Origin of the sequence: Silvimonas soli (assembly GCF_030035605.1) — a bacterium.
Taxonomy (GTDB): Bacteria; Pseudomonadota; Gammaproteobacteria; order Burkholderiales; family Chitinibacteraceae; genus Silvimonas; species Silvimonas soli.
Genome location: NZ_CP106736.1, coordinates 3,369,069 through 3,387,716, shown reverse-complemented (window position 1 = coordinate 3,387,716; position 18,648 = coordinate 3,369,069). Strand labels below are relative to the sequence as shown.

The following is an 18,648-nucleotide window of genomic DNA, read 5'->3' as shown; positions in this document are numbered from 1 at the left end:
GGCCGTGTTTGTTTTTATGAACGCACATCCGCGACCTGGCAGTGCACGGTGTGGCCATGGCAAACCCCTGCCGATTTTCGTATTTGGCCGATCACCCATACCCTGTGTCGCAACGAGTGATCGGCGGCTATAAAGCGGTATGTCTGCGCCCTCTCTCGCCTGCTATGGATCTGCCGCGTTGTATGACCGCAACGTCTGCGGCATCGCCTCATCTGCCAGTGAAAAGCGCGCCCAGTCTCGTTTTTGTCTTGCGCCCTTCTCTTGTTCTACCTGCTCCACCCCGTCTTACCCTCGCGCTGTAACAGTCTTCTTTGGCCTTCGGCTTGACGCTCGTCATGGCTACGCCATAAACTGAAACCGGTTTCACTTGGGGCAAAAACCATGCAGTTTGATCTTGCCGTTCTACTACCGCATCTGGACATGCTGCGCGACGGCGCCATCCTCACCGTAGAGGCCTGTGCCCTGGCGCTGGCTGGCAGCTTTATCACCGGGGCGCTGGTTGCCATTGCGTCGACTTCATCGTCGCGGCCATGGCAAATTCTGGCCAATATCTACGTGGATATCTTTCGCAATGTGCCCTTCATTGTGCAGATGTTTTTCTTCTATTACGGCCTGCCGGTGCTGGGGCTGTACATTGATGCCTTCACCACCGGGGTAATTGCACTGTCGATTGCCGGTGGCGCATATACCTCCAACGTGATCCGTTCCGGCATCCTGGCTATCGACCCGGGGATTATCGAAGCAGCCCAGGTCAGCGGGTTGGCCAAGCACACCATTTTCAGCAAGATTGTGATGCCAATTGCCCTGCGTACGTCAATCCGCCCGCTGGGTTCGGTGCTGATCAATCTGATCCTTACCTCTTCGATCCTTTCCACCATCACGCTCAACGAACTGACCGGTTCGGCCAAGATTGTGGCGTCAGATACCTTCCGCCCGTTTGAAGTGTATTTCGTGCTGCTCGTGGTTTATGCCGTGCTGACTTATTCCGTTTCGATTGCCATTGGCATGCTGCATCGCCGGCTTAATCACGGCAATCTGGAAGGTGTTTCCTGATGGATTACTCCGCGTTTACCTCGTACGACCTGGTGCTGCTGGCACAGGGGCTGGGCGTTTCCGTACTGCTGTTTGTGGTGACCTTCGCCATTGGCCTGGTGCTGGCCTTGAGCTGGGCCACCCTCCGCTTTTATCGCATTCCGGTAGCGGTGCCGCTAGTCACCACGCTAACCGAAATCCTCAAAAACTCACCGGTGCTGGTGCAGCTGTTCCTCGTGTTTTTTGGCCTGCCGGTATTTGCCAAAATCAATGTCACACCAGTTGAAGCGGCGGTGATTACGCTTTCGGGCAATACCGCCGCATTTATCTATGTGATTGCGGTGTCTGCCATTGAATCAGTAGGACGCGATCAAGTGGAAGCCGCACGGGTATTTGGGCTGAGCCGCTGGCAGATTCTGCGCAAAGTGATCTCGCCCCAAGCCAGCGCCTTTGCCATCGGCCCGCTGATTGGCCTGGCGGTAAACCAGTTGCAGGTGACATCGCTGGTGTCGGCCATTGGCGTCGTGGACCTGACCAAGATCGGCAACATTCTCAATTTGCGCACGCTCAAGCCATTCATTGTGTGGACCTTGATCGGCGTGCTGTATTGGCTGTGCTCCAAGGCAATTGCATATTTTGGTGGTCGCCTTGAAGCGCGGCTGCGTGCTCACAGCGCCTGGAAAGGGCTTTGAAATGATAAAAGTAGAAAGCGCCAAAAAGAAGTTTGGCAACGTCACCGTGCTGGACGACATCGACTTTACGGTCGAGCCGGGCGAAGTGGTGTCGATTCTGGGATCCAGCGGTTCCGGCAAATCCACGCTGGTGCGCTGTATCAACGGCCTGGAAAAACTGGATGGCGGCAAGATCACTGTCGATGGGTTTGATGTTTCCAAACCCAAAGAACTGGCCGAAGCACGTAAACGCTCCGGCACGGTGTTCCAGTTGTTCAATCTGTACCCGCACATGACAGCGCTGCAGAACCTGACTCTGGCACCGATTGAAGTACTCAAGACACCCAAAGCACAGGCAGAAGAACACGCCCGCGCCCTGCTGACATCGGTTGGCTTGGGTGATCGGGCCGATGCTTATCCGGCGCAGTTGTCCGGCGGGCAGCGCCAGCGTGTAGGCATTTGCCGTGCGTTGGCGGTCAACCCGAGCTATTTGCTGCTGGACGAAGTCACCAGCGCGCTTGATCCGGAAATGACCTCCGAAGTGCTGCGTATTCTGGCCAAGTTGGCAATGGAAGGCACCACCATGGTGTTCGTCACCCACGAGGTCGAGTTCGCGCGGACCATCTCGTCGCGCATTGTGTTTCTGGACAAAGGCAAGCTGGTGGTGAATCTGCCCACCGCCCAGTTCTTTGCCGCCGATGGCGGGCTGGCAAACCCGCGGGTCGCTCAATTTCTATCCAATATGCGCAAGGACTAGTCCCGATGATTCTGCTGGCTAACTCAGAGGCGTGGCCGGGTTTTCCGACCACAGTAGCAATGCTTAAAGACGGCGCACCGGGTATCGATGCCATGGTGGCGGGCATCAGCAAGGTTGAACGTGAAGTGAAAGTGCGCAGCGTCGGCTACGGCGGCTGGCCCAATATGCTGGGCAAGATGGAATTCGATGCCGGCGTGATGGATGGCACCACTCGCCAGGTTGGTTCGGTAGGTGCCTTGCCCGATATCCTCAGCGCCGCCGCAGTGGCGCATGAAGTAATGAAGCGCCTGCCACACGTGATGCTGACTGGCGACGGTGCCCGCCGCTTTGCCCTGGAAACCGGCTTCACGCCAGAACCCACCTTGTTTGATGACAGCAAGCGCGTGTGGTGGGAGCGGCTGGAAAAAGAACTCTCTCCTGCCGAACTGGCAAAGTTTCCCGATGTGCCACTGATTCCGCTCAGCCGCACCATTACCGACCCAGAACGCGTGCGCGATACCACGGTGTTTCTGGCGCAAGACGCCAGCAAAGGCATTCACAGCGTAACGTCTACATCCGGCTGGGCCTGGAAATATCCGGGCCGCCTGGGGGATTCACCCATCGCGGGGGCCGGATTTTATGCCGATAGCCGTTATGGCGCGGCGGCGTGTACTCACACCGGCGAAATGACCGTGCGCTGTGGCACTTCACGCAGCATTGTGCTGGCCTTGCGCCTGGGCTATTCGCTCAAGGACGCTGTGAGCCTTGCCGTGGAAGAGTTATCCGAGTTGTCAGAAGGTTTTCTGGCCGGTGTGGTGATTCACGCGCTGGACGCCAAAGGCAACCATCTGGTCGTCAATTTCAAGTGCCAGGAAGAAATCAAATACTGGTTCTGGGAACCCTCGATGTCCGAACCGGAACTACGGACATCGGTACGTATCTGAACACCCCACTCATCGCCGTAAAACTGACAAGGAGTACTTCTGTGAGACGCATTCTGACAAAAATCACTGCCTTCGCGCTCGTTGCTGGCATGGCGTTCACCGCCACCACCGCTTCTGCGGGCAAGCTGGAAGACATCAAAGCGCGCGGCGTAGTGCGCATCGGCGTTTCGCTGGGCGGCGAGCCAGTGGGGTTTCGTGACGCCCATAACGACCCGGTGGGTTATGACGTGGACGTGGCCAAGCGTATTGCCGACAAGCTGGGCGTGAAGGTTGAATACACGGATGTCTCGGGCGATGCCCGGATCTCCATGCTGGTATCTGGTCAGCTTGATCTGGTAGTGGCCAATGTGTCGATCACACCAGAGCGCGCCAAGACCATCGATTTTTCCAGCCCGTATAACCGCGCCGGATTGCGCGTTATCGTGCAGAAAAGCTCGGGAATCAAGGACCTGAAAGGTCTGGCGGGCAAGCAGATTGTGGTGGGTCGCGGCAGTACCGGCGAGACCTTTATCCGCCGTGAAGTCCCAGCCGCCAAGCTGGTCTACACCGACAACTTCGCCCCTGAAGGCGTGTTGCTGCTGCAACAAAAACGCGTAGACGCGGGGATCGAGGATTCGTCGCTGGTGGATTACCTGGCCACCAAAAACGATGCTTTGATCACGCTACCGGGCTTGTATTCCAACGACCCGATTGGTATCGGCATTGCCAAGGGCGACCCGAAATTTCTGGCATGGATCAACAGCTTTGTAGCGGACTATGCCAAATCTGGCGCGTATGAAGCCAACTACAAGAAATGGTGGGGCAAGACCGCAAACCCACCCTCGTTAACCGAAAAGTGAATGCGATAGGTCTTGCCCATAAAGGGCAAGACCGCAAACCCACCATCGTTAACGGAAGTAAGTGCGATAGATCTTGCCCATAAAGGGCAAGACCGCAAACCCACCTTCATTAACTGAAAAGTGAATGCGGTAGATCTTGCCCATAAAGGGCACGACCGCAAATCCCCTTCGTTAACTGAAAAGTGAATGCGATAGGTCTTGCCCATAAAGGGCAAGACCGCAAATCCCCTTCGTTAACCGAAAAGTGAATGTGATAGATCTTGTCCATAAAGGGCAAGACCGCAAACCCACCTTCATTAACTGAAAAGTGAATGCGGTAGATCTTCCCCATAAAGGGCAAGACCGCAAACCCACCATCGTTAACGGAAAAGAGAATGCGGTACATCTTGCCCATAAAGGGCAAGACCGCAAATCCTCCATCCTTGACTGAGAAATAACCTCTTACCCATAGCGGGTAAGAGGACAAAAAAGCCCGGCACCCAAAAGGTGGCCGGGCTTTTTCATGCATTGGAGTGCGGTCAGGCAGTCTGGCGTGGCACAAAGCGCGTGGGAACGAGTACGGGGGGCATGCCCGGTGCAAATGCGTCCGGCACCATCAGGAAACGCAGCACTTCTTTCACGTACTGTGTCTTGTCGAAACCAATCGATGAAATCGGGTAGGCATCAAACACGGTCAGCGATAAATCATCAAACCCATACAAGCGAAAGCGCGTCGGTTTGCTCTGCGGAAAATCCGCCCGACATACATCCAGAATACCCATTGCCATGGCATCCGAAGTGCAGAACACCGCATCGGGACATTGGCCAGAAGTCACACTTGCGGCCACGGCATGGCCACTTTGATAGGAGTAATCACCCTGCGCGACCTGCAACAGCGTAATGCCATGCAGCGCGAATTGCTTGCGATAACTGGCAATGCGCGTTTCTTCGACTGTGGAGGTGGCGCGGCCGGTCACCAAGGCGGCCGTACGCACGCCTTTGGCGGCAGCATCAACCACGGCACCACGAATGCCGGTCGCTTCATCGGCCAGCACGGCTGGAGATAGCGCGTCGTGCCGACCATTGAGCATCAAGACCAGATCGGTATTGAACATGCGTCGCACTGTTGGCGCGTCGGCGAAATCCGAAAATACCAGGGCTGCATCGACGTGATAAGCGATGCCATTGCGTAAAAACTCTTCGATACGATCAACCGAGCCAACCCGGATCAGAATGACTTGTTTACCGATCGCCTGGATTTCGCTCAGCAAATGATCAAACAAATCCAGATCGCTCAGATCATGAATATGGTTAACCACAATGGCTACCAGGTTGACCGTTTTGGTGGTCAGGCTGCGCGCCAGCAGATTCGGTTTAAAGCCGAGTTTTTGTGCGGCCTGCACTACCCGGCTGCGCTTTTCGTCGGCCACCGGGCGCGGCTCGCTGGATAGCGCTCGTGAGGCCACCGCGCGGGAAACGCCGGCCAGCCTGGCTACATCAGAAATAGTCGGCTTGCGCCCGTTCGGTTTGTCGTTGGTCACGCTGTAACCGGAGTCCCTGAGGTCTTGAAATGAATGTCGACAGTGGGCTGCGCAAGCTTGAGTGCGCTGCCGGACCGCAAACAAATGTTTGAGTTACATCATACATGCCCGGACCATGATGGGCACCCACACCCGCCGAACCCGATATTTCCCGCCTATCAAGTAGCTGGTTGCTTGGCCTCAATCGCCGCTTCTGTCAGCTGATCCGCTTCAAACAGCCCTTCCAGTTCCTTCATGGCGTCACGGCTGGCCTGGATCAATTGCGCTTCATCCTGATGAATCGCCAGTTGCCGCTGCAACAGTCGCTCATCGTGCTCGACAAACAATGCGCCGGTACGCTCAGCCTCGGTTCGCGTCACGCCCAGCCCTTCCAGCACGTCTACACCCAAGCCCACGCTGGATGCAAAGGTTTCCCGCGTGGCCACCACTACCCCGGCTTCCATCAAGCGGTAGTAATGAAAACGATTGCGGGCGCGGGCATAGACTTTGAGATGCGGAAACTCACGGCGGAGCGTTTCGGCGGTTTTGACCGATGCTTCGATGTCGTCAATCGCCAATACCACCAGCCGCGCTTTGTCAGCACCTGCTGCGCGTAGCAAATCAGGCCGGGAAGCATCGCCGTAATACACTTTGTTGCCGTAGCGCCGCACGAAATCGACTTGATCAGCATTGGCCTCGAGCACCGTGACCGGAATTTTGCGCAGCCGCAATATCCGCGTCACCACTTGGCCAAACCGCCCGAACCCAGCGACGATAACCGGATGACCTTCGTCGGGTACCGCATCAAACTCTCGCACTTGCCGTGCTTCCAGCCGCGGCACCACAAAGCGCTCGTAAGCCATCACCACAAAAGGCGTCAATGCCATGGATAAAGTGACACTCAGACTGAGTACGTCGGCGACATCGCCCGGCAAAACGCGGTTGCCTTCGGCCAGTGCCAGCAGCACAAAGGCAAATTCACCGCCCTGGCACAGATAGATGGCAAAGCGTCGTGCTACGTGGTTTTGCAGGCCGCTAACCCGGCCAATACCAAAGAGCAAAATGCCTTTTACCAGCATCAAACCGCTGGCCAGCGCGACCACACCCAGCGGATTAGCCATCAGCAAGCCCAGGTTGGCCGCCATGCCGACCGCAACAAAGAACAAGCCCAACAGCACGCCTTTGAATGGCTCGATATTGGCTTCAACCTCGTGACGGAATTCTGAATCGGCCAGCAGCACGCCAGCGACGAACGCCCCCAGACTCATGCTCAAACCGGCGCGTTCCATCAACCAGGCGGTGCCGGTAACTACCAGCAAGGTCGCCATGGTGAAAAGGTCGGTGCTTTTTGCACGGGCCACCAAGGCAAACGCCGGCCGCAGCAGCAAACGCCCGAGCACCACGACACCAATCAACACCGCCAGCGATATCCACACAGGCACGCCAGCCACGCCGCTTTTCACCGGGGCTAGCCACGGAATCAATGCCAGCAAAGGAATCGTCGCCAGATCCTGAAACAGCAGCACCGCAAAACCATCGCGGCCGTATCGCGTAGTGAGCTGGTTCTTTTCGGCCAGCATTTGCAAAACAAATGCGGTGGAGGAAAGAGAAAGCGCCATTCCCACCACCAGTGCTGAAGCCGGTGGCAAGCCAAAAGCAAATGCGATGGCGCCGATGGCCACGCTGCACACCAGCATCTGCGCTCCACCCAGACCAAAGACCGAACGACGCAACACCCACAAGCGTGACGGTTGCAGTTCCAGACCGATCACAAACATCAGCAGGACCACGCCAAATTCAGTGGTATGCAGGATTTCTTCTGGCTGATGGACGAGCTGCAAGCCCCACGGCCCGATCAGGATGCCAGCGGCCAGATAACCCAGCACCGACGCCAGCCCCAGCCGTTTGAGTATGGGCACCACCAACACAGCGGCGGCAAGCAAGACAATGGCTTGAGACAAACCAGGCATGGGCATGTTTTTCTAATAAGGAATACGACTCAGTGTACTTTGGCTCTCCATTACCACCAAGCAGCATTGAGAAAGCTTGGGCACGGACAATTGCAGACGAGTAGGTGCGAGCCGGTACTTTATGAGTAACTACAGGGTAAACAACAGGAAAAACAGGGATATTTAGGAATTACTAGATTGCCGGGCGGCAGAGAAATGAAAGCCATCAGGTTTGATGGCGTCCCCACGGGGATTCGAACCCCGGTTATCGCCGTGAAAGGGCGGTGTCCTAGGCCTCTAGACGATGGGGACGAGGCTTGCTTGCGCAATGGACTGTGTGTGAATGGTGCGCCCGGAGCGATTCGAACGCCCGACCCTCTGGTTCGTAGCCAGATACTCTATCCAACTGAGCTACGGGCGCACTGTCACAACACTTTACTACTAACAACTTACTGCCACTTGCCGCAACGGATTACTGCAAGGACCGTTGGCGGAGACGGAGGGATTCGAACCCTCGATACAGGTTTAAGCCCGTATGCTTCCTTAGCAGGGAAGTGATTTCAGCCACTCATCCACATCTCCGTCAAGGGAAGCGGGATAATACCTTGTGGCCTTGGGGGCGTCAAGGAAAGCACCGCTGCAAAACGCACTTTTTTGCGGGCTGGGCCGGGATGCCCAACGTTTCGGCATCACTCAAGTATCACTCAACCGTAATCGCCTTGCACAGGCAGATTGGCGCAGGCTCGCAAAATCATCCGGCAATAAAAAACGGCAGCCAGCGCTGCCGTTTTTACCTGCAATCACTTGAAGTGACCTAGATTCAGACCGGTTGATCCAGCCCGAATGCCTTGTGCAGCACGCGCACGGCCAGTTCCAGATATTTTTCGTCCACGATGACCGAAATCTTGATTTCAGAGGTGGAGATCATCTGGATATTGATACCTTCTTCGGCCAGCGTGCGGAACATGGTGGAAGCCACGCCCACATGGCTGCGCATGCCCACGCCAACGATGGAGATCTTGCAGATCTTGTCGTCGCCAGAAACGCTACGTGCGGCGATGTGGTCTTGCACGCTTTCCAGCACCTTGATGGTACGTGGCAGGTCGTTCTTGGGAACGGTGAAGCTGAAGTCGGTCGTGCCTTCCTGACCCACGTTCTGGATGATCATATCCACGTCGATATTGGCGTCAGCCACCGGACCCAGAATCTGGTATGCAATGCCTGGTTTGTCAGGCACGCCGGTCACGTTGATACGCGCTTCGTCACGATTGAACGCGATGCCGGAAACGACGGGTTTTTCCATGTTGGAGTCATCCTCGAAAGTAATCAGCGTGCCCTCGCCTTCGTCCTGGAACGAGGAAAGCACGCGCAGTTTCACGTTGTACTTGCCGGCAAATTCGACCGAGCGGATTTGCAGCACCTTTGAACCCAGGCTGGCCATTTCCAGCATTTCTTCAAAGGTAATTGTCTTGAGCTTGCGCGCTTCGGGTACAACACGCGGGTCAGTGGTGTAAACGCCATCGACATCGGTATAGATCTGGCATTCGTCCGCGCGCAACGCAGCGGCCAGTGCCACGCCGGTGGTATCCGAACCGCCACGACCCAACGTGGTGATATTGCCTTCGGTATCTACACCCTGGAAGCCAGCGACAATCACTACACGACCGGCGTTCAGATCAGCACGCATGTTTTCGTCGTCAATCGACTGGATGCGGGCTTTCGTGAATGCGCTATCAGTCAGAATCTTGACCTGGGCCCCAGTATAGGAGCGGGCATCAATACCCATCTCTTTAAGTGCCATGGCCAGAAGGCCAATGGTGACCTGCTCACCGGTCGATACAATCACATCCAGTTCGCGCGGATCAGGATTAGCCTGCATTTCTTTGGCGAGCCCAATCAGGCGGTTGGTTTCGCCGCTCATTGCGGACAAAACCACGACCAGATCGTGACCTTGTGCCTTGAACCTGGCGACGCGTTTGGCCACGTTTTTGATACGCTCCGGCGTGCCAACTGAAGTGCCGCCGTATTTCTGGACAATCAATGCCATATGCAACCTGCTGGTTGGGAAACGGAAAAATCCGGTTTATTTGACTAAGCGAAGCATTCTATATCAAGAAAGCCGCGCTTTTCGAGCCTGTTTCATGACAGGCCCACCTTGTAAGCACTATTTATTCGCGCGTTGCCTGCGCGTTTAACCCTCAACCACCCGCACGCGAGGAGCAACTGCACACATCAACTCATAACCAATGGTGCCCGCAGCGCGTGCGACATCATCAATCGGCAAGCCCTTACCCCACAATTCAACCGGGCTGCCAATGCGAGCCTGCGGCAGGTCGGTGATATCGACGGTAAGCATATCCATGGAAACACGCCCAATCAGGCGGGTGCGCTGCCCATCGACCAGCACCGGCGTTCCAGTAGGTGCATGACGCGGATAACCATCGGCATAACCACAGGCCACAACGCCAATCCGCATTGGTTTATCAGCAACAAACGTTGCCCCATAACCGACGGCATCGCCCGCTTGCAGATGTTGTTCAGCAATGATTTGCGCTTGCAGTGTCATTGCCGCTTGCAAACCCAATTGTTCGGCAGTTCGATCCTCAAACGGGGTCGAACCGTACAGCACAATGCCCGGACGCACCCAATTGTGTTGCGCTTGCGGATACGCGAGGGTAGCGGCGGAATTAGCCAGTGAGATCGGCAGATCAAGCCCGGACGTGGCGCTGGCAAAACGAGTCAGTTGTTTTTCTATGCCTTTGGCTGGCTCATCTGCGGTCGCAAAGTGGGCCATCAGCGTGATGCTGGCCACATTAGGCAGTTTTTGCAGGCGGGCAACAAGGTCGTGCGCTTGTTCCGCCGGAAAACCGAGCCGGTTCATTCCGGTATTGAGCTTGAGAAAGACATGCACAGGCCGGGACAGCGTGGTTTGCTCCAGCCAGACCAGATGACCCGGCTCGTGAATGGCGATACGCAAGTCCTGGCGAGCGGCTTCAATCAGCTCGGACTGGCTGAACACCCCTTCCAGCAGCAAGATGGGCTGTTGCAGTCCCCATTGGCGCAACGCCAGCGCGTTATCGAACTCCAGAATGCCAAATCCGTCAGCCGCTTGCAGCGCAGTAGCGGCGCGCTGCAAGCCATGCCCATAGGCATTGGCTTTGACCACTGCAAATGCCCGGCTGTGCGGGGCATTGCGTTTAACGACCTGATAATTGTGGGAAATTGCCTGGGTATGGACGAGAGCCTGGATGGGGCGAGTCATTTTGGAAACCGCGTTGTTGGTCTGGGCGTGTTCGGATCTGATTATTTCTCGCGCAGCATCTTGCTCGGCAGTGCCTTGCAATGGTGCTGATGGCGCTTGTGTCTGATGTACCAGATCAGAGTCAGCGTGGCCAGTGCGGCTAACAGCAACCACATGCCGGTTTGCCCTTGCTTGATGGCGTGGTGCAGCCAGTCGCGCTGGAAGGCCCCGTAATAACCGAGATAGACCCATACCGGCACGCTGATCAGCGCCGCCAAACCATCGGCCAGCAAAAAACGCCAGAACGGCACACACTGGGACATGCCGGCAGAAAGATAGATCGGGGTGCGCAAACCTGGCAGAAAACGCGCTACAAACAACACGCGATTGCCATAACGACGAAATTTATCCTGGACGGCGGCGTAACGCTCGGGGGTCAGGACATGCGCAACCCAGCGCCATTTGAGGGCGCGAGTACCAAAGTGGCGACCGATAAAAAACATGATCGAATCACCCACCAGTACGCCCGCCATGCCCACGCAGAACATGGTGTGCACGTCTGCATAGCCCAGACCGGAAATGATCCCGCCCGCTACCAGAGTGATGTCTTCGGGAATGGGAACACCGAAACCGCAGACCAGCAGAACACCAAAAACGGCGAAGTAGCCGTAGTCAGTGAAAACAGGAAGAAGATATTGCAGAATATCCATGCGTATTGACCGAACCTTGGACCTTGCCAATGACTCCAATCGGGCCACTGGCGGCGGACTTGAAGCGACTAAAATACAGACCAGGCTGTGTCGCTTATGTATCTTGTGTATCAGGACCTGTGGCTCGTTCAGGGGTTTACCCCTTGTCGTAATGGTCCACACTATATCACGTGATATTCCAGAACAACGCCTGATGCCGCTACGTTTGTCAGGATCAGATTCCCACTACAGGCAAAGGTTTCGCTTTTCAGGCTCAACGGCATTGGCAATAAGTCGGCACCTTTGTGTCAAACATGATATAAAACCGACCGTCGTTACATGGTGACGACCGCCCCGGCAGCCCGCACTGGCGCTGGGCTTGCGCTACCAGACCCATAAATCCGATCATCTAAACAGGCTCCGTAGCGGGTATGAATCGCGGTTTTTTCATCATCCTCGGCGCACAATTCCTTTCTGCGCTAGCTGACAACGCCCTGTTTATTGCGGCCCTGGCACTGCTACGCGAGAACAGCGCGCCAGAGTGGCATCTATCCATGTTGCTCTGGAGTTTCACGGTTTCATATGTAGTACTGGCACCGTTCGCCGGTTCGTTCGCCGACTCCATGCACAAGGGTCGCGCGATGATGATTTGCAACGGCATCAAGCTCCTCGGTTGCGTGTGCATGCTGATTGGCGCGCCGCCCATCGTGGCTTATGCCATAGTCGGCTTCGGCGCTGCAGCGTACTCCCCCGCCAAATATGGCCTGATCACTGAATACCTGCCGCATGAAAAACTGGTTGAAGCCAATGGCTGGCTCGAAGGCGCTACCGTTGGCGCCATCATCTTTGGCACGGTATTGGGCGGCGTGCTGGTCGGCAGCCGCGCCAGTGACTGGTACGACACACTGACGCTGGGCCAGTATCTGTCGCCGTCGCAATTTGCCATGTGCGCGATCATGTTTATGTACCTGGCCGCAGGCTGGCTCAATCTGTATATCCCCAAACTGAAGGTTCACCTCAAACCACTGCACCTGGACCCATTATTCCTGGTGCGTGAGTTCTGGTGGTGCGTGCGCCGTCTGTGGAAAGACCCGCAAGGCCAGTTGTCGCTGGCGGTCACCACCCTGTTCTGGGGCGCCGGGGCGACGATGCGGCTGGTAGTGCTGAACTGGGCGGTCATCTGGCTCAATTACAGCATGGAACAAGCCACGCGCCTGGTCGCTGTCGTGGCCTTCGGCACAGCCTTTGGCGCGATCCTGGCTGGACGTTTTGTGCCGCTCAAACGTGCGTTTTCTGTGTTGCCGGCCGGGATATTCATGGGTGTGTCGGTAATGAGCATGCTGGTGGTGCACAGCCCACTGGTTTCAGCTGTTTTGATGTTTATCGTCGGCGCTTTGTCTGGCTGGTTTGTGGTGCCGCTCAACGCCATGCTGCAACATCGCGGTCATATGTTGATGGGCGCCGGACATTCAATTGCCGTGCAAAACTTCAATGAAAACATCGGCATTCTGGTCATGGTGGGCATCCACGCATTGATGGTCCGCTATCTGAGCACTGCGTTACCAGCCAATGCCAGCGAACTGGTGCAAGATCAGTTTTCTGCCAGCGGTATTCCACCCATGCACCTGATCATCATTGGCTTCGGACTATTTGTGTCAGTGGTCATGCTGTTGCTGACCTTGCGTTTCAAGCGCGGCCAGCGCGCCGGCAAGATGCACGACTAACTCCCCAACAGCCCGGCAATCGCATGACTTCAAAGCCACGATATTTCGTGGCTTTTTTGTGTCAGCGCAATCAATCCACTTCTCTTCGCATGGCCGCCAGTTTTTGCGAGCAAATTTCTTGTAATTAACTAACTAGTTAATTAGATTGATTACATGACCAGCTCGCCTCGCCAGCGTGGCCGCCCCGCCACCCTCCCCGACCAGAACGCCCGCGCAGCCTTGCTCGATGCGGCGACGCGGCTATTTGCCCGGCAAGGCATCGCCGCCAGCACGCTAGCCCAGGTTGCACGCGAAGCGGGTGTGACATCGGCCATGGTCCATTACTACTTCAAGAATCGCGATCAGCTACTGGATGCACTGGTAGAAGAACGAATTCTGCAATTCGTCGAACTGGTCTGGCAGCCTGTTGCGGCATCCGCTACGCCCCTGGAAATTGTCAGTGGCATGGTCGAACGGGTGGTGCTGGGTGCGCAGGCAATGCCATGGATGCCCCCGTTGTGGGTACGCGAGGTGCTCAGCGATGGTGGTCTGCTGCGTGAACGCATGTTGCAGCGACTGCCTTTCGGCAAAGTGGCCCAACTGGCGCAAATCGTGCGCGCCGGGCAGCAAAACGGCAGCGTCAATCCAGACATTGAACCGCGCCTGCTTTTTATTTCAACACTGGCCATGACCATGATGCCGCTCGCCACGGCTGGTATCTGGCGCCAGCTACCGGGCATGCAAAGCATTGATAACTCAGTGTTGATCCGCCACGTCACCGCATTACTGGCCCACGGGCTCGCCGTTCAACCCACGTCGCATCCGGAGTAACCATGCCTTTTGCGCAATCTCCTCGTTTGTTACTCGTTTTAGCGGCATTCACCGTGCTCAGTGCCTGCAGCAAGCCCGATCCCGGATCGTGGCAAGGTTATGTTGAGGGTGAGTTTGTTTACGTCTCCTCATCGCAAGCGGGGCGACTGGATCAACTATCAGTCCAGCGCGGGCAAAACATTGAAAGTGGGCAGCTGTTATTTGCACTCGAAGCCCAGAACGAAGCCGCCGCGCAACAACAGGCGGTGCAACAACTGAAAACGGCGACCGCCCAACTGGCCGATATCCGTACCGGCAAACGCCCGGCAGAAGTCAGCGTCACCCGAGCGCAACTGGCGCAAGCCCAGGCCGCGCAGAAACGTGCAGTAATCCAGTTGGCGCGCGACGAAACGCAGTTTCAGGCTGGCGGGATTGCGCGTCAGCAACTGGATGATTCCCGCGCCAATGTAGATTCCACCACCGCCCAGGTACAGCAGTTGCAGAGCCAGTTGCAGGTGGATAGCTTGCCGGGCCGCGAGCAGCAATTGACTGCGCAGAGCGCGCAAGTCGCCGCCGCGCAAGCCGCGCTGGATCAGGCCAACTGGAAACTGGGGCAGAAAACGGTGGCCGCCACCCGCAGCGGACTCGTATTCGACACGCTGTATCAGCCAGGCGAATGGGTCGCTGCCGGTAATCCGATTGTGCGCATGTTGCCGCCAGAGAACGTCAAAGTGCGCTTCTTTGTGCCTGAAACCAGCTTGGGCAGCCTGAAAACCGGGCAAGCGGTGACCATACATTGCGATGGCTGCAAAGCGGATATAACCGCCCGCATCAGCTACATCGCTACCGAGGCGGAGTACACGCCGCCGGTGATCTACAGCAATGAAAATCGCAACAAGCTGGTCTTTTTGATCGAAGCCCACCCTGCCGTACACGATGCCCCGGCTTTACACCCGGGCCAACCGGTTGAGGTGCGCTGGCATGGCTGAGTCACCCGACGACACACTGGTGATCGACGTGCGTGGCCTGAACAAGCACTTTGGCAACAAGCACGTGGTGAAAGACCTCGACATGCAGGTGTGGCGTGGCGAGATCTACGGTTTTCTGGGGCCCAATGGCAGTGGCAAAACCACCTCGATTCGCATGATGTGCGGGCTTTTGACGCCCGACTCAGGCAGCGGCACCTGCCTGAGTTATGACATTCTCAAGCAAAGTAACGAGATCAAGCGCCATGTCGGCTACATGACGCAGAAATTCTCGTACTGGGATGATCTGACCATCCGTGAGAACCTGGATTTCATCGCCCGCATGTACGAAATGCCCAATCGCAAAGAGGCCGTAGATAAAGCACTGGAAAACCTAGGGCTGGCGTCACGCGCCAAACAAATGACGGGCTCGCTGTCTGGCGGCTGGAAACAACGGCTGGCACTGGCCGCCTGCATGTTGCACGAACCGCAACTGTTGCTGCTGGACGAACCCACCGCCGGGGTCGATCCCACCGCCCGCCGCGACTTCTGGGAAGAATTGCATCGGCTGGCCGCAAAAGGCATCAGCGTGTTGGTCAGCACGCATTACATGGATGAAGCCGAGCGCTGCCACAAACTGGCCTACCTGGCTTATGGCAGCCTGCTGGCACAAGGTACGGCGCAAGAGATTATTGATAGCCAACAACTCCATACATGGTCTTTGCATGGCGAAAACCTGGTCCATCTCTCGCAAACCCTGCGTGACCAACCAGGCGTAGATCAAACCGTGGCTTTTGGCAGCACCTTGCATGTCAGCGGCCAACAGGCAGAACTACTGGAACGCACATTACGCGACGTGGCACAGCGCGAGCACTTGCAACTGGGAGCCGCGTCCACCAGCCTGGAAGACGTCTTCATCTACATGATGAAGCGCTCCACCGATAACTTCGGGGACAAGCAGCAATGAGTCGCTCATCTCATGCTTTCTCGCTGGCGCGCTGGTGGAGCATCGTGCTCAAGGAGTTCTTGCAGCTGAAGCGCGACCGCGTCACCTTCGGCATGATTGTCGGCGTACCCATCATGCAGATGCTGCTATTCGGCTTTGCCATCAATACCGATCCGCATCACATGCCCACGGCCATCATTGCCCAGGACAACAGCGAGTTCACTCGCAGTTTTGTGGCGGCGCTGCGCAACTCGGACTACTTCCACATTGTTGGCGAATTACCTGATGAAAGCGCCGGGCGAGCCGCATTGGCACAAGGCAAAGTACTGTTTGTGCTGAATATTCCGCCCGACTTCACTCGCAGCCTGGTACGCGGCGATAAACCCTCGCTGTTGATTGAAGCCGACGCCACCGACCCGACTGCCATGTCCGCCGCTCTGGCCGCCCTTTCGCAACTGGTGCAATCCGTCGCCAGCAAAGACCTGAAAGGTCCGCTGGCACGGCTGAATAACACGGCACCCGCTTTTTCGGTTGATGTGCACCGTTTCTACAACCCGGAAGGCATTACCCAATACAACGTGGTACCGGGCCTGATGGGCGTGGTGCTCTCCATGACGCTGGTCATGATGACTGGCCTTGCCATGACCCGCGAGCGCGAGCGCGGCACCATGGAAAACCTGCTCGCCACGCCGGTGCGCCCGATTGAAGTGATCACCGGCAAGATCGTGCCCTACATTGTGATCGGGCTGCTGCAGGCCACCATCATCTTGCTGGGCGCATATTTTGTATTCCACGTCCCTATCGTCGGCAGCCTTATTGCGGTGTATTGCGCTGCGTTGCTGTTCATTGCCGCCAGCCTGATGGTGGGGATTACGCTCTCGTCCCTCGCGCAGAATCAGCTGCAGGCCATGCAACTCACCGTGTTCTATTTTCTGCCCAATATTCTGCTCTCTGGTTTTATGTTCCCCTTTCAGGGTATGCCGGTCTGGGCCCAATACATTGGCAATGTCTTGCCGCTGACGTATTTCAACCGGCTGATTCGCGGGATTTTGCTCAAAGGCAATGGCTGGAATGACCTGTGGCCCAGCCTCTGGCCGCTGATGTTGTTCACCGCAGTGGTCATGGCCATCGCCGTGAAGTTCTATCGCAACACGCTGGATTGAAACCATGACCAAAGCAGCCGTATCCTCTCGCCGTATTGCGCTAAGCCTGGTGCTTACCCTCGCTGGCTGCGCAGTCGGCCCGGATTTTGTCACTCCGGCCGCACCGGCCAATCCGCATTACGTGGCGGGTGAGCAAGCTTCACAAACACCAGGGGCTCAGGGGAACAGCCAGCAACTGGACCCGGCAGATAACATCGACGCCCAGTGGTGGACGCTGTTTGGATCGGCGCAACTTAATGTCTGGGTTGAACAAGCGCTGGCAAACAATCTGCAGTTGGACCAGGCCAAAGCGCGCTTGCTTCAGGCACAAGAGAATCTGACGGCTCAGACCGGCGCCACGCGATATCCGCAGGTGGACCTGAAAGCCGGAGCCCAGCGCCAGCAGGTGAATCTGGAAGCATTCGGGATTTCCAACATCCCCAACCCGCCGCCGTTCAATCTGTACAACGCCTCGGTGAACGTTTCTTATACATTCGATTTGTTTGGCGCCAATCAGCGCCAACTGGAAGCGCTCAGTGCAACGGTCGATTACCAGGCATTTGAACTGGCCGCCGCACGGCTGAGCCTGGCCGGAAATGTGGTAACGGCGGCGATTCGCCAAGCCACCTTGCGATCGCAGATTGCCACGACCCAAGAATTGCTGGCCGCCCAACAGCAGCAACTGGAGATCATGCAAGCCCGTTATGCGGCGGGCGGCATTTCTAATCTGGATTTGCAGAAACAGCGTGAATTGGTGGCACAAAGTACGGCTACGCTGCCGCCGCTGCAAAAACAACTGGCTCAACTCAATCATCAGTTGGCGGTGTATCTGGGTCTGGCTCCGGCGGACATGAGCCAAACCAGCATCGACTTGCAGCAACTCACTTTGCCCGCGCATCTGCCACTTACCTTGCCCTCGGCCATGGCGCGCCAGCGACCGGATATCCGTGCGGCGGAAGCGCTCATGCATCAGGCCAGCGCCAACGTGGGCGTGGCGACGGCCAATCTTTATCCGCAATTCACTTTGTCGGGCAGCGCGGGCTCGGAACGCAGCAGCGCCGGTGATCTGGCCAATAGTCTGAACGTGTGGAATATCGGGCTAAACCTGATGCAGCCAGTGTTTCATGGCGGAGAACTGCAGGCCCGCAAACGTGGAGCGCAAGCCGCATGGGATGAAGCCAGCGCGGCTTATCAGCAAACCGTGCTGCAAGCTTTGCAGCAAGTGGCTGATGCCTTGCGGGCGCTGGAACTGGATAGTACGGCGCTCGCGGCCCACGATCAGGCGGCTCAGGCCAGTGATCTCAGCCTTGCCACTACGCATCAGCTTTATGCCGCCGGTGGCGTCAGTCATTTGCAATTGCTTGATAGCCAGCGCCAGCAGCTGCAAACGCGCATGGATCTGCTGGGGGCCCAGGCCGACCGGTTGACTGATTCTGCTGCGTTGCTGCAAGCACTGGGTGGTGGCGCAATTCAGCCGTGACG

Annotated in this window: 16 protein-coding genes and 3 tRNA genes; 11 read left to right on the top strand and 8 right to left on the bottom strand. The window is 56.7% G+C overall.

The annotated features are described in order from the left end of the window. Positions 1 to 381: 381 nt before the first annotated feature. The 5 genes from N7220_RS15580 to N7220_RS15560 are packed head-to-tail and all read left to right on the top strand — an operon-like array spanning position 382 to position 4,222. Positions 382 to 1,053, top strand: a complete 672-nt coding sequence (locus N7220_RS15580; RefSeq protein ID WP_283148434.1) for an amino acid ABC transporter permease — start codon at positions 382 to 384, stop codon at positions 1,051 to 1,053. After that, entirely contained in the window at positions 1,053 to 1,724 is a 672-nt protein-coding gene (locus N7220_RS15575; protein WP_283148433.1) for an amino acid ABC transporter permease, read from the top strand. The genes N7220_RS15580 and N7220_RS15575 overlap by 1 nt, the downstream gene beginning before the upstream one ends. A 1-nt stretch (position 1,725) precedes the next feature. Beyond that, the gene (locus tag N7220_RS15570; RefSeq protein ID WP_283148432.1) at positions 1,726 to 2,460 is read left to right on the top strand and encodes an amino acid ABC transporter ATP-binding protein; all 735 of its coding nucleotides are present in this window, start codon (positions 1,726 to 1,728) and stop codon (positions 2,458 to 2,460) included. Between the two features lie 5 nt (positions 2,461 to 2,465). Beyond that, positions 2,466 to 3,383, top strand: coding sequence for a glycosylasparaginase (locus N7220_RS15565; protein WP_283148431.1), 918 nt, complete (start codon positions 2,466 to 2,468; stop codon positions 3,381 to 3,383). 41 nt (positions 3,384 to 3,424) lie between these two features. Further along, entirely contained in the window at positions 3,425 to 4,222 is a 798-nt protein-coding gene (locus tag N7220_RS15560; RefSeq protein WP_283148430.1) for a transporter substrate-binding domain-containing protein, read from the top strand. Between the two features lie 518 nt (positions 4,223 to 4,740). On the opposite strand, the gene N7220_RS15555 is transcribed toward N7220_RS15560, so the two are convergent. The 8 genes from N7220_RS15555 to N7220_RS15520 all read right to left on the bottom strand — a co-directional run bounded on the left by N7220_RS15555 (position 4,741) and on the right by N7220_RS15520 (position 11,621). After that, positions 4,741 to 5,742 carry a LacI family DNA-binding transcriptional regulator gene (locus N7220_RS15555; protein WP_283148429.1) on the bottom strand — a complete coding sequence of 334 codons (1,002 nt, stop codon included), beginning with the start codon at positions 5,740 to 5,742 and terminating at the stop codon, positions 4,741 to 4,743. A 158-nt stretch (positions 5,743 to 5,900) separates the two neighbouring features. Then, entirely contained in the window at positions 5,901 to 7,691 is a 1,791-nt protein-coding gene (locus N7220_RS15550) for a monovalent cation:proton antiporter-2 (CPA2) family protein (RefSeq protein WP_283148428.1), read from the bottom strand. A 215-nt stretch (positions 7,692 to 7,906) separates the two neighbouring features. Beyond that, positions 7,907 to 7,982 (bottom strand) — tRNA-Glu (locus N7220_RS15545). A 32-nt stretch (positions 7,983 to 8,014) separates the two neighbouring features. After that, a tRNA-Arg gene (locus tag N7220_RS15540) sits at positions 8,015 to 8,091 on the bottom strand. A gap of 67 nt (positions 8,092 to 8,158) precedes the next feature. Next, a tRNA-Ser gene (locus N7220_RS15535) sits at positions 8,159 to 8,252 on the bottom strand. Positions 8,253 to 8,490: 238 nt separating this feature from the next. Then, entirely contained in the window at positions 8,491 to 9,717 is a 1,227-nt protein-coding gene (locus N7220_RS15530; RefSeq protein ID WP_283148427.1) for an aspartate kinase, read from the bottom strand. 144 nt (positions 9,718 to 9,861) lie between these two features. Beyond that, positions 9,862 to 10,932, bottom strand: a complete 1,071-nt coding sequence (gene alr, locus N7220_RS15525; RefSeq protein ID WP_283148426.1) for an alanine racemase — start codon at positions 10,930 to 10,932, stop codon at positions 9,862 to 9,864. Between the two features lie 41 nt (positions 10,933 to 10,973). Then, positions 10,974 to 11,621 (bottom strand): DedA family protein, encoded by a 648-nt coding sequence (locus tag N7220_RS15520; protein WP_283148425.1) that lies wholly within the window; start codon positions 11,619 to 11,621, stop codon positions 10,974 to 10,976. A gap of 410 nt (positions 11,622 to 12,031) precedes the next feature. On the opposite strand from N7220_RS15520, the gene lplT reads away from it, so the two are divergent. The 6 genes from lplT to N7220_RS15490 all read left to right on the top strand — a co-directional run bounded on the left by lplT (position 12,032) and on the right by N7220_RS15490 (position 18,646). Then, positions 12,032 to 13,324, top strand: coding sequence for a lysophospholipid transporter LplT (gene lplT, locus N7220_RS15515; RefSeq protein WP_283148424.1), 1,293 nt, complete (start codon positions 12,032 to 12,034; stop codon positions 13,322 to 13,324). Positions 13,325 to 13,477: 153 nt separating this feature from the next. Beyond that, the gene (locus N7220_RS15510) at positions 13,478 to 14,134 is read left to right on the top strand and encodes a TetR/AcrR family transcriptional regulator (RefSeq protein WP_283148423.1); all 657 of its coding nucleotides are present in this window, start codon (positions 13,478 to 13,480) and stop codon (positions 14,132 to 14,134) included. Between the two features lie 2 nt (positions 14,135 to 14,136). Continuing rightward, positions 14,137 to 15,102 carry an HlyD family secretion protein gene (locus N7220_RS15505; RefSeq protein WP_283148422.1) on the top strand — a complete coding sequence of 322 codons (966 nt, stop codon included), beginning with the start codon at positions 14,137 to 14,139 and terminating at the stop codon, positions 15,100 to 15,102. Beyond that, complete coding sequence (locus N7220_RS15500; RefSeq protein ID WP_283148421.1) at positions 15,095 to 16,045, top strand: ABC transporter ATP-binding protein; 951 nt, start codon at positions 15,095 to 15,097, stop codon at positions 16,043 to 16,045. Before N7220_RS15505 ends, N7220_RS15500 begins: the two co-directional genes overlap by 8 nt. After that, complete coding sequence (locus N7220_RS15495) at positions 16,042 to 17,187, top strand: ABC transporter permease (protein WP_283148420.1); 1,146 nt, start codon at positions 16,042 to 16,044, stop codon at positions 17,185 to 17,187. Before N7220_RS15500 ends, N7220_RS15495 begins: the two co-directional genes overlap by 4 nt. A gap of 4 nt (positions 17,188 to 17,191) precedes the next feature. Then, positions 17,192 to 18,646 (top strand): efflux transporter outer membrane subunit, encoded by a 1,455-nt coding sequence (locus tag N7220_RS15490; protein ID WP_283148419.1) that lies wholly within the window; start codon positions 17,192 to 17,194, stop codon positions 18,644 to 18,646. Positions 18,647 to 18,648: the final 2 nt, after the last annotated feature.

Excerpts from the sequence above, each read along its gene's own strand:
- N7220_RS15580 (WP_283148434.1), top strand. The coding sequence starts at position 382 with ATGCAGTTTGATCTTGCCGTTCTACTACCGCATCTGGACATGCTGCGC.
- N7220_RS15575 (WP_283148433.1), top strand. The coding sequence starts at position 1,053 with ATGGATTACTCCGCGTTTACCTCGTACGACCTGGTGCTGCTGGCACAG.
- N7220_RS15570 (WP_283148432.1), top strand. The coding sequence starts at position 1,726 with ATGATAAAAGTAGAAAGCGCCAAAAAGAAGTTTGGCAACGTCACCGTG.
- N7220_RS15565 (WP_283148431.1), top strand. The coding sequence starts at position 2,466 with ATGATTCTGCTGGCTAACTCAGAGGCGTGGCCGGGTTTTCCGACCACA.
- N7220_RS15550 (WP_283148428.1), bottom strand. The coding sequence starts at position 7,691 with ATGCCTGGTTTGTCTCAAGCCATTGTCTTGCTTGCCGCCGCTGTGTTG.
- N7220_RS15530 (WP_283148427.1), bottom strand. The coding sequence starts at position 9,717 with ATGGCATTGATTGTCCAGAAATACGGCGGCACTTCAGTTGGCACGCCG.
- alr (WP_283148426.1), bottom strand. The coding sequence starts at position 10,932 with ATGACTCGCCCCATCCAGGCTCTCGTCCATACCCAGGCAATTTCCCAC.
- N7220_RS15520 (WP_283148425.1), bottom strand. The coding sequence starts at position 11,621 with ATGGATATTCTGCAATATCTTCTTCCTGTTTTCACTGACTACGGCTAC.
- lplT (WP_283148424.1), top strand. The coding sequence starts at position 12,032 with ATGAATCGCGGTTTTTTCATCATCCTCGGCGCACAATTCCTTTCTGCG.
- N7220_RS15510 (WP_283148423.1), top strand. The coding sequence starts at position 13,478 with ATGACCAGCTCGCCTCGCCAGCGTGGCCGCCCCGCCACCCTCCCCGAC.
- N7220_RS15505 (WP_283148422.1), top strand. The coding sequence starts at position 14,137 with ATGCCTTTTGCGCAATCTCCTCGTTTGTTACTCGTTTTAGCGGCATTC.
- N7220_RS15500 (WP_283148421.1), top strand. The coding sequence starts at position 15,095 with ATGGCTGAGTCACCCGACGACACACTGGTGATCGACGTGCGTGGCCTG.
- N7220_RS15495 (WP_283148420.1), top strand. The coding sequence starts at position 16,042 with ATGAGTCGCTCATCTCATGCTTTCTCGCTGGCGCGCTGGTGGAGCATC.
- N7220_RS15490 (WP_283148419.1), top strand. The coding sequence starts at position 17,192 with ATGACCAAAGCAGCCGTATCCTCTCGCCGTATTGCGCTAAGCCTGGTG.